Origin of the sequence: Mycolicibacter virginiensis (assembly GCF_022374935.2) — a bacterium.
GTDB lineage: Bacteria > Actinomycetota > Actinomycetes > Mycobacteriales > Mycobacteriaceae > Mycobacterium > Mycobacterium virginiense.
Genome location: NZ_CP092430.2, coordinates 4,808,592 through 4,820,675, shown reverse-complemented (window position 1 = coordinate 4,820,675; position 12,084 = coordinate 4,808,592). Strand labels below are relative to the sequence as shown.

Annotated in this window: 9 protein-coding genes; 5 read left to right on the top strand and 4 right to left on the bottom strand. The window is 67.2% G+C overall.

Annotated elements, in window-relative coordinates; translation table 11 throughout:
* Positions 1–39: 39 nt before the first annotated feature.
* Both car and MJO54_RS22895 read left to right on the top strand, forming a co-directional pair.
* Positions 40–3,555 carry a carboxylic acid reductase gene (gene car, locus MJO54_RS22900; RefSeq protein ID WP_240175451.1) on the top strand — a complete coding sequence of 1,172 codons (3,516 nt, stop codon included), beginning with the start codon at positions 40–42 and terminating at the stop codon, positions 3,553–3,555.
* Positions 3,556–3,910: 355 nt separating this feature from the next.
* Entirely contained in the window at positions 3,911–4,087 is a 177-nt protein-coding gene (locus MJO54_RS22895) for a hypothetical protein (RefSeq protein ID WP_165797925.1), read from the top strand.
* Positions 4,088–4,171: 84 nt separating this feature from the next.
* On the opposite strand, the gene MJO54_RS22890 is transcribed toward MJO54_RS22895, so the two are convergent.
* From MJO54_RS22890 to MJO54_RS22880, 3 genes are read right to left on the bottom strand one after another with little or no spacing between them, the layout of a single operon-like run.
* Positions 4,172–4,936: a L,D-transpeptidase gene (locus tag MJO54_RS22890; protein WP_046282885.1), complete on the bottom strand. Its 765-nt coding sequence runs from the start codon at positions 4,934–4,936 to the stop codon at positions 4,172–4,174.
* 39 nt (positions 4,937–4,975) lie between these two features.
* On the bottom strand, positions 4,976–5,458 hold the full coding sequence (locus tag MJO54_RS22885) for a hypothetical protein (RefSeq protein ID WP_046282856.1): 483 nt from the start codon (positions 5,456–5,458) through the stop codon (positions 4,976–4,978).
* A gap of 20 nt (positions 5,459–5,478) precedes the next feature.
* Complete coding sequence (locus tag MJO54_RS22880) at positions 5,479–7,584, bottom strand: elongation factor G-like protein EF-G2 (RefSeq protein ID WP_046282855.1); 2,106 nt, start codon at positions 7,582–7,584, stop codon at positions 5,479–5,481.
* 218 nt (positions 7,585–7,802) lie between these two features.
* On the opposite strand from MJO54_RS22880, the gene MJO54_RS22875 reads away from it, so the two are divergent.
* A complete protein-coding gene (locus MJO54_RS22875) occupies positions 7,803–8,849 on the top strand; it encodes a S1C family serine protease (RefSeq protein ID WP_046282854.1) in 1,047 nt (348 codons plus the stop codon).
* Between the two features lie 15 nt (positions 8,850–8,864).
* Complete coding sequence (locus MJO54_RS22870) at positions 8,865–9,542, top strand: YoaK family protein (protein ID WP_046282853.1); 678 nt, start codon at positions 8,865–8,867, stop codon at positions 9,540–9,542.
* 110 nt (positions 9,543–9,652) lie between these two features.
* On the opposite strand, the gene MJO54_RS22865 is transcribed toward MJO54_RS22870, so the two are convergent.
* Positions 9,653–10,645: an esterase family protein gene (locus tag MJO54_RS22865; RefSeq protein ID WP_046282852.1), complete on the bottom strand. Its 993-nt coding sequence runs from the start codon at positions 10,643–10,645 to the stop codon at positions 9,653–9,655.
* Positions 10,646–10,846: 201 nt separating this feature from the next.
* Between MJO54_RS22865 and MJO54_RS22860 the strand changes: the two genes are divergently transcribed.
* Entirely contained in the window at positions 10,847–12,070 is a 1,224-nt protein-coding gene (locus MJO54_RS22860) for a CoA transferase (protein ID WP_240175450.1), read from the top strand.
* Positions 12,071–12,084 lie beyond the last annotated feature (14 nt).

Below are 12,084 nucleotides of genomic sequence, written 5' to 3'. Positions count from 1 at the left end.
GAAAATCCCTTTCGCGAGATATCCATTAGAGGTTTCAATATGTCCACTGTTTCCACCACCGCAGACGAGGAGCAACTCGCCCGCCGCATCACCGACCTGGTCGCCACCGACCCGCAGTTCGCCGCCGCCCGCCCCGACCCGGCCGTCGCCGCCGCTATCGAAGGGCAGTCGCGGCTTGCGCAGATCGCCCAGACCGTCTTCGACGGCTACGCCGAGCGCCCGGCGCTTGGCCACCGCGCTGTCGAGTACGTCACCGATCCGGCCACCGGCCGCACCGCCGCCGCGCTGCTGCCGCACTACGAGACCATCACCTACGCCGAGCTGGGGGAGCGAGTCCGCGCCGCGGCCGCCGCGCTGTCCGCCGGCGCGGTGCGACCCGGCGACCGGGTTGCGGTGCTCGGGTTCACCAGCGTCGACTACACCGTCATCGACGTGGCGCTGGGCCAGATCGGCGCTGTTTCAGTGCCACTGCAGACCTCAGCGGCGATCAGCACGTTGGTGCCGATCGTGACCGAGACCGAGCCCCGGGTCATCGCTGCCAGTGTCGACTCGCTCACCGATGCCGTCGAGTTGGTGCGGACCGGCCCGGCCCCCACCCGCCTGGTGGTCTTCGACTACCACGAGCAGGTCGACGACCACCGCGAGGCGCTTGCCGATGCTCGGGCGCAACTGGCCGGCGTCGAGGTGGTTGTCGAGCCGCTCGCCGACCTGCTGGCCCGCGGTCGCGCGCTGTCACTGCCGGCCCAGACCGACTCGGGCGACGACGCCAACCCGCTGGCACTGCTGGTCTACACCTCGGGCAGCACCGGCGCCCCCAAGGGTGCGATGTACCCGGAGAGCAACGTGGCCCGGATGTGGGTGCGGTCGACCAAGAACTGGTTCGGCCCGACCGCCGTCTCGATCACGCTGAACTTCATGCCGATGAGCCACATCATGGGCCGCGGCATCTTGTACGGCACCCTCGGCAACGGGGGTACCGCCTACTTCAGCGCACGCAGTGACCTGTCCACCTTCCTCGAAGACCTCGCCCTGGTTCGTCCGACCGAACTGAACTTCGTGCCCCGGATCTGGGAGATGCTCTACCAGCACTTCCGCAGCGAAGTCGACGGTGTGAGCGGAGACCGGGCTGCCGCCGAAGCGCAGGTCTTGGCTCAGATGCGCGCCGAGTTGCTCGGCGGCCGGTGCGTGTTCGCGATGACCGGCTCGGCGCCGATCTCCGATGAGCTGCGATCTTGGGTCGATCAGCTCACCGAGCAGCACGTGCTCAACGGCTACGGGTCCACCGAAGCAGGCATGGTGCTCTTCGACGGCGAAGTGCAGCGGCCGCCGGTTATCGACTACAAGCTGGTCGATGTGCCGGACCTGGGCTACTTCGGCACCGACACCCCCCATCCGCGCGGCGAACTGCTGCTCAAGACCGAGAACCTGTTCCCCGGCTACTACAAGCGCCCCGAGGTGACCGCCGAGGTGTTCGACGCTGACGGCTACTACCGGACCGGCGACGTGGTGGCCGAGATCGCGCCGGACCACCTGGTCTACGTCGACCGGCGCAACAACGTGCTCAAGCTGGCCCAGGGCGAGTTCGTCACCCTGGCCAAGCTGGAAGCGGTGTTCGGCAACAGCCCGCTGGTGCGCCAGATCTACGTCTACGGCAACAGCGCTCAGCCCTACCTGCTGGCCGTGGTGGTCCCGACCCCGGAAGCTCAGGCGCGCTTCGAATCCGAAGCCGCCCTCAAGGCCGGTATCACTGAGTCGCTGCAGCAAGTGGCCAAAGACGCCGACCTGCAGTCGTACGAAGTTCCGCGTGACTTCATCGTCGAGACCGAGCCGTTCACGCTGGAGAACGGACTGCTGACCGGCATCCGCAAGCTGGCCTGGCCGAAGCTGAAGGCGCACTACGGCGATCGCCTCGAGCGGCGCTACGCCGAGCTGGCCGAGGGCCAGGCCAGTGAGTTGAGCGAACTGCGTCAACACGGAGCGCAGCGCCCGGCGCTGGAGACCGTCAGTCGCGCCGCCGCGGCGCTGCTGGGGGCCTCGGCCGGCGACCTGGCCCCAGAGTCCCACTTCACCGACCTGGGCGGGGACTCCTTGTCGGCGCTGACGTTCGGCAACCTGCTGCGGGACATCTTCGACGTCGACGTGCCGGTGGGTGTGATCGTCAGCCCGGCAAACGATCTGGCGGCGATCGCCGACTACATCACCGCCGAGCGCAACGGGTCCAAACGACCGACGTTCGCCTCGGTGCACGGCCGCGACGCGGTCGAGGTGGCTGCGGCAGACCTGACGCTGGACAAGTTCCTCGACGAGGCGACCCTGGCTGCGGCGCGAGAGCTGCCCGGCCCCTCCGAGCAGGTCCGTACCGTGCTGCTGACCGGCGCGACCGGCTTCCTGGGGCGCTACCTGGCGCTGGAATGGCTGCAACGGCTGGCCCCGGTGGACGGAAAACTGATCTGCCTGGTGCGGGCGAAGTCCGACGAGGATGCGCGCCGACGGCTGGACAATGTCTTCGACAGTGGAGACGCGCAACTGTTGGCCCACTACCGCGAACTGGCCGCCAAGCACCTCGAGGTGATCGCCGGCGACAAGGGCGAGGCGAATCTTGGGCTGAACCAAGACGTTTGGCAGCGTCTGGCGGACACCGTCGACGTGATCGTCGACCCGGCGGCGCTGGTCAACCACGTGTTGCCCTACAGCGAGCTGTTCGGCCCGAACGCGCTCGGTACCGCCGAGTTGATCCGGGTCGCGCTCACCAGCAAGATCAAGCCGTTCACCTACTTCTCCACAATTGGTGTGGGCGACCAGATTCCGCTGGGCAAGTTCACCGAGGACGCTGATGTCCGGGTGATGAGTGCGGTCCGGGCGATCAACGACGGCTATGCCAACGGCTACGGCACCAGCAAGTGGGCCGGCGAGGTGCTGTTGCGTGAGGCCAACGACCTGTGCGGCCTGCCGGTCGCGGTTTTCCGCTGCGACATGATCCTGGCCGACACCAGTTACGCCGGCCAGCTGAACCTGCCCGACATGTTCACCCGGATGATGTTCAGCCTGGTTGCGACCGGCGTGGCGCCCGGTTCGTTCTACGAACTCGGCGCCGACGGTCAGCGCCAACGCGCGCACTACGACGGACTGCCGGTGGAGTTCATCGCCGAGGCGTCCACCACGCTGGGGTCCTTCGCGACCGGCGGGTACACCACCTACCACGTGATGAACCCGTACGACGACGGTCTGGGGATGGACGAGTTCGTTGACTGGCTGATCGAGGCCGGTTACCCGATCCGGCGGATCGCCGACTACGGCGACTGGTTGCAGCGGTTCGAGACCACGCTGCGGGCGCTGCCGGAAAACCAGCGCCAGGCGTCGCTGCTGCCGTTGCTGCACAACTACCAGAAGCCGCAGCCGCCGATCTGCGGGTCGATCGCACCGACGGACAGGTTCCGGGCTGCGGTGCAATCGGCCGGGATCGGGCCTGACCCCGAACATCCCGACATCCCGCACGTCACCCCGGCGGTGATCGTCAAGTACGTCACCGATCTGCAACTGCTCGGGCTGCTCTGAATGAAGCGCTGAATAGCGCCTTCTGCGAACGGGTTTCGGGACGGTGTTGGTCGCCGCCAGATCGGCGGCCGGCGCGCCCGGACCCCGTTTGCGTTTGACGGTCCCGTATTTCGATGCCACCATGGTGGAAATTGCCACGACATGCCCGTGTGTCCCGGCCGGAAGGAGGTGAGGGCGAAGTGAGTTCTAGTGACGGTCCGCATCCGTATCCGTGTTCCACGATCGATCTGTTCCTCACCGGTTCCGGCGCCACCGCGGAAGTAATTTCCGAAGCATTTTCCAAGGCCTGAACCACGAGTTCCGCCGACCCGTACGGGTTGTGTCGGCCGGTGAGTTTCCCGGCAGGAGAAAAATCATGGCTTTCATCACCATCAGTGTTCTGGCTCTCGACGGCGCGACGGACCACCAGGCGGGCAACCGCATGGTGAGCCTGCTGCGCAACCGACTGGCGGCTCGTCGCGAACTGCGTCGTGACCAGCGCGCTCAGCGCTACGTGGCGCACATGCCCACAGCGGTGCTCGGCGCCTGCTGACGCGGTGCGTCCCAGGCCAAGGCCAAAGCGATCGTAGGCGCGGCGAGCAATCGCCGCGCCTACGATCGCCTTAGGTCTTAAGTCCTAGGCCTGCACGATGATTGGGTCGCCCAGATGCACCGAGTTGAAGTACCACGCGGCGTCGTCGGGGCTCAGGTTGATGCAGCCGTGGCTGACGTTCGAATAGCCCTGCGAGCCCACTGACCAAGGGGCGGAGTGCACGTAGACACCGCTCCAGGTGACCCGAACGGCGTACTCGCCGTTGAGCAGGTAGCCCTCCGGGTCATTGAGCGGGATGCCGATCGTGCGCGAATCGAACTTGATGGTGCGCTCTTTCGACAACGCGGTGAAGGAGCCGATTGGCGTGGGGCGCTTGGGTTTACCCATGGACGCGGCCATGATCCGCTGGATCTCACCGTTGACGCTGACGGTAAAGGTGTGGTCGGAGATGTCGGCGAGTCCCACGACCGCGTCGCCGGTCTCGAAGCCCGTTGACATCCCGTGGGCGTCGACGCTGATCTTGCTGTGCGGTGACCAGTAGCCGTCCGGGACCCACTGCACGACATCGCTGCTTGTCCACTCGAAATGACCGGCATTGTTGCCCGTGGAGTTGATGTGGATGCCACGTTCGGCGGCGGCCCGGTCTGCGACCGGCCCGTTGAAGGTCACGATCACCGGGTAGGCCACCCCCACGACCGAGCCGGCGGGCGGCTCGATCGCCGCGACCGCCAGGCCCCGTGCCGGCGAGCTCTGCGCCGCTTCGCTGATTCCGGCCGACGCCCCTATAGACCCGAGAGCCAGGGTCACCGACCCGGCAATCGCCACAATTCCCCGCCTCACGTTGCGCATGCCGTCCATTGTGCCAACAGCAACGCCATCAGCGCAGGTTTAGCCGTCCTCTGACGCGGTGAGCAGGTCTCCCCAGGCCGCCTCGGTCCCGGTCGAGCCGATGGTGTGGATCGCGAACATCGACCCGCCGGCCAGTGCGATCACCACGGTGACGATTCCCAGCCGCTGCAGCGAACCGACGTTGCTACCGCGCGACAGCGCCACGTGCAAACCGGCCAGCAATGCCGCGGCGACCGCAAGGCCCAACGCCATATAGAGGCCGTACTCGCCGGCGGCCATGTGCGCGTCCAGCTTGGGCGACGGGGCGAACTTGCCGGTGTCGGCCAGCCACTCGCCCGCGGTGACCGTGAGCGGCGTCACGAGCAACGTGACGGCGGAAAACGTCACGACCAGCCAGACCAATCGCCGTCGGGCCGCCGGCCATACCGCACACACGATCAGCAGGACCGCGGTCAGCGGGACCAGCGAGACCACCACGTGCAGCAGCAGGACGTGCGCGGGCAGCCCGGCGATTGTCGACATGTTCGTCCTCTCTGCGGCGATCAGGCGGTGCTGGCGGCGTGTGCGGCCGCCGACTCCGACAGCGGCTCGTAGCGGGCGAAGCCGCGGGTGAACGAACCCGCGCCGTGGGTCAACGATCGCAGGTCGACCGCGTACCGGATGAGCTCGGTCTGCGGCACTTCGGCCTTCACGCAGGTGCGGTCGGCGCCGACTTTATCGGTGCCCAGCACCCGGGCGCGGCGGGCGGACAGGTCGCCCATCACCGCGCCGACCAGTTCGTCGGGTATCAGCACGGTGACATCGTCGATGGGCTCGAGCAGTTGCACCGCCCCATTGGTCGCGGCATCACGAAGTGCGGCTGCGCCTGCCATCTGGAAGGCAAAGTCGGAGGAGTCGACGCTGTGCGCCTTGCCGTCGGTCAGGGTTACCCGGATGTCGACCACCGGATAACCGCCGCCGGCGTCGCCGGTCAGCCCACGCTCCATCTGGGCGCGAACACCCTTCTCCACGCTGGGAATGAACTGGCGGGGCACGGCCCCGCCGACCACGCGGTCGACGAACTCGAAGCCGGCTCCCTGCGGCACCGGCTCCACTTCGATGTCGCAGATCGCGTATTGGCCGTGTCCGCCGGACTGCTTGACATGACGGCCGTGGCCTTTGGCCTTGGTGGCGAACGTCTCTCGCAGCGCCACCCGCAGCCCGACGGTGTCCACCGATACCGCATAGCGGTGGGCCAGTGCGTCAAGCACGATCCCCGAGTGAGCTTCACCCATGCACCACAGCACGGTCTGATGGGTCTCCGGGTTCCGCTCGATGCGCAGGCTGGGGTCTTCGGCGGCCAGCCGGGCCAGCCCGACCGCAAGCTTGTCCTCGTCGGTCTTGGCGTGCGGAATAACCGCCACGGGCAGTAGCGGATCCGGCATCGACCACGGTTTGCACACCAGAGGTTCGTCCTTGCCTGACAAGGTGTCTCCGGTCTCGGCGTGGCTGAGTCGGCCGATGGTGCAGATGTCCCCGGCCATCACGACCGTGGCCGGGCGCTGTTGTCTGCCGAGCGGAAACGCCAGGGACCCGATCCGATCGTCTTCGTCGTGGTCGCAGCGACCGGTCTCATCGCCGAAGAAACCCGCGCAATGACCGCTGACGTGGATTCCGCTGTCGGGCTTGATGGTTCCGGAGAACACCCGCACCAGGCTGACTCGGCCCAGGTAGGGGTCCGACGTCGTGCGGACGACTTCGGCCAGCAGCGGCCCGTCCGGGTCGCAACTGAGCCCGGTGCGCGCCACTCCGTTCGGGTTGAACACCTCCGGAAGCAGATGCTCCGGCGGCGCGGGAAAGCCAGTCGCGATGACCTCAAGCAGTTCGGGAACGCCGATGCCGGTGAGGCTGCATGCCGGGATCACTGGGAAGAACGAGCCGCGTGCCACCGCCCGCTCCAGATCGGCGGCGAGGACCTCGGGTTCGACCTGCTCGCCGCCCAGGTAGCGGTCCAGCAGCGACTCGTCCTCGGATTCCTCGATGATCGCCTCGATCAGCGCGCCACGCTGCGGCTCGGCGTCGGGCTCAAGCGGTTCCGCCGCCAACAGATCGATTAAGCCGGCGCCCTCGGCCGGCGCGGGTAGATACAGCGGCAGCACGGTATCGCCGAACGCCTCCTGGGAGGCGGCCAAGCGGGCCGGAAAGTCGGCCCGTGCGTGGTCCAGCTTCGTGACGACGACCGCGCGTGGCATAGCGACCCGGCTGCATTCCTGCCACAGCGCGGCCGTCGCGTCGTCGACGTCTTCGTTGGCCGCGATCACGAACAGTGCGCAGTCGGCGGCCCGCAGTCCGGCGCGCAGTTCTCCCACGAAGTCGGCGTAGCCCGGAGTGTCGATCAGGTTGACCTTGACATCGTTGTGCGCCAGCGAGGCGCACGCGACTCCGACCGAACGCTGCTGACGGAGCTCCGCGTCGTCGTAGTCGCAGACCGTGCTGCCGTCGGCGATGCAACCCGCTCGAGGCAACACCCCGGCGGCCACCAACATCGCCTCGACCAGAGTGGTCTTTCCGGAGCCGGGTGGACCGACCAGAACAACATTGCGGATGGCGGCCGGCGTGGCCGCGATTGGGGCTGCAGCGCCCCGCGAAGTCCCGGTCTTGTCTGCCATAGCAGCCTCCTCCGGAGTTCAGCCTTCCCTCAACGGGCGCTGAGCACAAGGGTTGCTCCCGGCGACGGTTGCGCTGCTGGCGTACAGCGTTTGCCAGGCGGACTCGCGGCTCCGGTAAGCTGGGCATTCTTGTTTCGCGAGTCCAGCGTCTGCGACGTCCCGGGACGTGCCGGGTCGAAGGCGCCTGGGCCGTGCCCTGACTGCAGGAGGTATGACGTATGAGCAGAGCGCATCGCCCCGGCCGGTGGTGGCTGCTCAGCGTGATGACCACGGCGGTCGCCACCGCCGGGTTGGTGGCGGTGCCGGCTCAGGCGTCGCCCAGCCTGCCCGCTCCTCCGCTTGACCCATCGGCGATGGTTGCCCAGGTCAGTCCGGCAGTGGTCAACATTGACGCCCAGATGGGCTACCAGAGCGCAGTCGGTGCCGGCACCGGCATCGTGTTGGACCCCAGCGGCGTGGTCCTGACCAACAACCACGTGATCGCCGGCGCCACCGGGCTCACGGCGGTTTCGGTCGCCAACGGCCAGACCTACGAGGTCGACGTGCTCGGCTTCGACCGCAGCCATGACGTTGCGGTGTTGCAGTTGCGCGGCGCCGACGGGCTGCCCGCTGCCAACATCGGCAATTCCTCGCGGGTCGCCATCGGCGACCCGGTAGTCGCGATGGGCAATGCCGGCGGCCACGGCGGCACGCCGAGTGCGGTGCCCGGGCGCGTCATCGGGCTGAACCAGACCGTCTCCGCGGCCGACGAGCTGACCGGCAGCACGGAGACTCTGACCAACATGATCAAGGCCGACACCGCGATCCGTCCCGGTGACTCGGGCGGTCCGATGGTGAACGCCGCCGGCCAGGTGATCGGAATGAACACCGCGGCGTCGGACAATTACAAATTCGCCCAGCCCGGCGGAGAAGGCTATGCGATCCCGATCGACCAGGCGATGGCCATCGCCGGCCAGATCCGCTCCGGCATCTCGTCGAACACCGTGCACATCGGTGAGACGGCGTTCATGGGTGTCGGCGTGGTCGACAGCAACGGCGGCGCGCGGGTCGCCCAGGTGCTCGACGGCACCCCGGCCGCGGGCAGTGGTATCGCCCGGGACGACATCATCACCTCGGTCAACGGCCGACCGGTGAACTCGGCCACCGACCTGACCGACGTACTTGACCAGCGCCACCCGGGCGACACCGTCACGCTGACGTGGCGTAACCCGGGCGGCGGCGAACACAGTGCCACCGTGACCCTGGTTCCGGGTCCGGTCGGCTGACGCACTTAGGCGCGCGTGCTAGATAAACGCTATGGCAGTGAAGCCAGACTGTCGTGGGTACTTGCTGGGCTGGCCGGTGTGCTGGCTGCCACGGCCTACACACATTCCGAGGGCTACTTCGTCACCTTCATGACCGGCAACGCCGGTCGTGCGGCGCTGGGCTTGTTCACCGACAGCCAGTGGATGTCGATTTCGGCCGCAGCCCTGCTGGTGTCTTTCATCTCCGGAGTCGTGATCGCCTCGCTGTGCCATCGCCACGTGTGGCGCAGCCGGCCACACGGCGCGTTGCGGCTGACCGCGGTGTCGCTGCTGGCCGCGACCGTGACCGACTGGATCGAGGGCGGGCCCGCGCTGCCGGTGCCGCTGCTGCCGATTCTGCTCGTCGCGTTCGGGGTGGGCGCGCTGAACACCACGTTCGTCCGCGACGGAGAAGTGTCGATTCCACTGAGCTACGTGACCGGCACGGTGGTGAAGCTGGGACAAGGCATCGAACGCCACATCAGCGGCGGATCCATTCATGACTGGTTCTTCAATTTCATGCTGCTGACCGGATACATCTCGGGGGCGGCTGTCGGTGGTGTGATCAGCCTGTTCGTCGGCGGTACCTGGATGCTGGCCACCGCCACCGCCATCTGCCTGATGGCCACCTGGTACAGCCATCGCTATGTCGACCGCCGCGGATTGTGGCGCTGACAGCTCGCCCGCTTTAGGCGCACACCGGTTTTCCCACCAACCTGTCTTTCCCTGCAAACACGTCGGCGGCAGTGCTGGATTGCACTGCCGCCGACGTGTTGGGGGGTCGATCAGGTCGGGTCGATGCCCACGCCCAGAGCGCGCTGGATGTCGGCCTTCATCGCGACCAGCTGCTGGTTCCAGTACGGCCAGTCATGCGTGCCGTCGGCCGGGAAGTTGAAGACCCCGTTGTTGCCGCCGGCTGCGGTGTAGTTCTGCTGGAACGTCTTGTTGGTGCTCAGTGTCATGCCCTCCAGGAACTTGGCCGGCAGGTTGTCGCCGCCGAGCTCGCTGGGCGTGCCGTTGCCGCAGTAGATCCAGATCCGGGTGCGGTTGGCCACCAGCCGCGGGATCTGCACCATCGGGTCGTTGCGCTTCCACGCCGGGTCGGACGACGGACCCCACATGTTGGAGGCGTTGTAGCCGCCGGCGTCACTCATGGCCATCCCGATCAAGGTCGGCCACCAACCTTCGGACGGGTTCAGGAAGCCGGAAAGCGCTGCCGCGTAGGGGAACTGCTGCGGGTAGTAAGCCGCCAGCGTCAGCGACGAGCTACCCGCCATCGAAAGGCCGACGACGGCGTTACCGAACGGTGACACGCTCTTGTTGGCCTGCAGCCAGGACGGCAGCTCCCGGCTCAGGAAGGTCTCCCACTTGTAGGTCTGGCAGCCGGACTTGCCGCACGCCGGCTGGTACCAGTCCGAGTAGAAGCTGGACTGCCCTCCCACCGGCATGATCACCGACAACCCGGACTGGTAGTACTCCTCGAACGCCGGGGTGTTGATGTCCCAGCCGTTGAAGTCGTCCTGGGCGCGTAGGCCGTCCAGCAGGTAGACGGCGTGGGTGCCGCCGGGCTGGAACTGCACCTTGATCTCCCGGCCCATCGCCGCCGACGGCACCTGCAGGTACTCCACCGGCAGGCCCGGGCGGGAGAACGCTGACGCGTCACCCGCACCACCGACAGCCCCGACGAGGCCGCTCAGCAGCGCGGCCCCCACCGCCGCGACCGTCAGTCGGCGCGGTAGCCGACTGGCCGCGTTACGCAACTTCTCAACGCTCTTCATAGCTCTTGTCCCATCCCAATGTCGTGCGGTCTAGCCCTTCTGAACGGAGTCAAACACGGGGCGGCGCTGTGTCCTGTTCGCCGCCACGGGTTTTCATATCGCGGTTCGGCAACGATTGAGATTCAGCGCGGACTCGCCACCTCACCGGATGGGTGTTTTGGTAGGCATATAGTCGACGTAATCATCGACGAAGGGCAGGTCATGCAGGCCAGTGCTCGTGACTTGGGAGCCGCTGGGGCTCCGTTGGCCGGGGTGCGCGTCATCGAGATCGCCAGCTTCGTCGCCGTCCCCCTCGCCGGAATGACGCTGGCACAACTGGGCTGCGATGTGGTGCGCATCGACCCGGTCGGCGGTGCGGCCGACTACCGGCGCTGGCCCGTCACCGACGACGGCACCTCGATCTACTGGACGGGACTCAACAAGGGTAAGCGCTCCGTGGTCGCCGATCTGCGCGCGCCCGAGGGACAGCGTGTGGTGCAGCAACTGATCGCCGACAGTGGCGTGCTGATTACGAATATGGCTGGCCGGCAATGGCTTTCCTACGAAACGCTGGTGGACCAGCGTCCCGACCTGATCCACCTCGAGGTGCTCGGACGTGCCGACGGCTCCACCGCTGTGGACTACACCATCAATGCCGGCGTCGGCTTTCCGCTGGTTACCGGGCCCAGCGATCACGCCGCCCCGATCAACCACGTGCTGCCGGCCTGGGATATCGCCTGCGGGCTGCACGCCGCGCTGGCGGTGTCGGCCGCGCTGCACCGCCGCGACCACACCGGCGAGGGCTGCCGGATCCGGCTGGCACTGGAGGACGTGGCGCTGGGCACCGCCAGCGCCCTGGGTTTCCTCACCGAGGCCATGGTGAACGGGGACCGGCGGGAACGCATCGGCAATGCGGTCTATGGGCAGTACGGGCAGAGCTTCGCCAGCGGTGACGGGGCGGCGTTCATGGTCGTCACGCTGACCGATCGGCACTTCCGCGACCTTGCCGAGCTGACCGGATCGACGAAAGTCCTTGCGGCACTGTCTCAAGCGCGCGACATCGACTTCGGTGACGAAGGACAGCGCTATCGTCACCGCGACCTGCTGACCGGACTGTTCAGTGGCTGGTTTGCTGAGCGGCCGGCCGAGCAGATCGAAGCCGCCCTGGCAGGGACGTCGCTGCTATGGGACCGGTACCGCAGCTTTGCCGAGGTGGCTGCCGATGAGCGCCTACGCGACAACCCGATGTTCGCGACGCTGCATCAGCCCCGGGTAGGGGAGTACTTGGCGGCCGGGCTGCCAGCGTCGATCGACGGCGTCCACCCGCCCGCCGTCGCGGCACCTGGGCTGGGTGCCGACACCGAGCAGGTGCTGGCTTCCAGGTTGGGTATGAGCACCGACGAAATCAACCGGCTGCGCCAAAGCGGTGCGGTGGCAACGGATTAGTAAAGGAGCGTCAA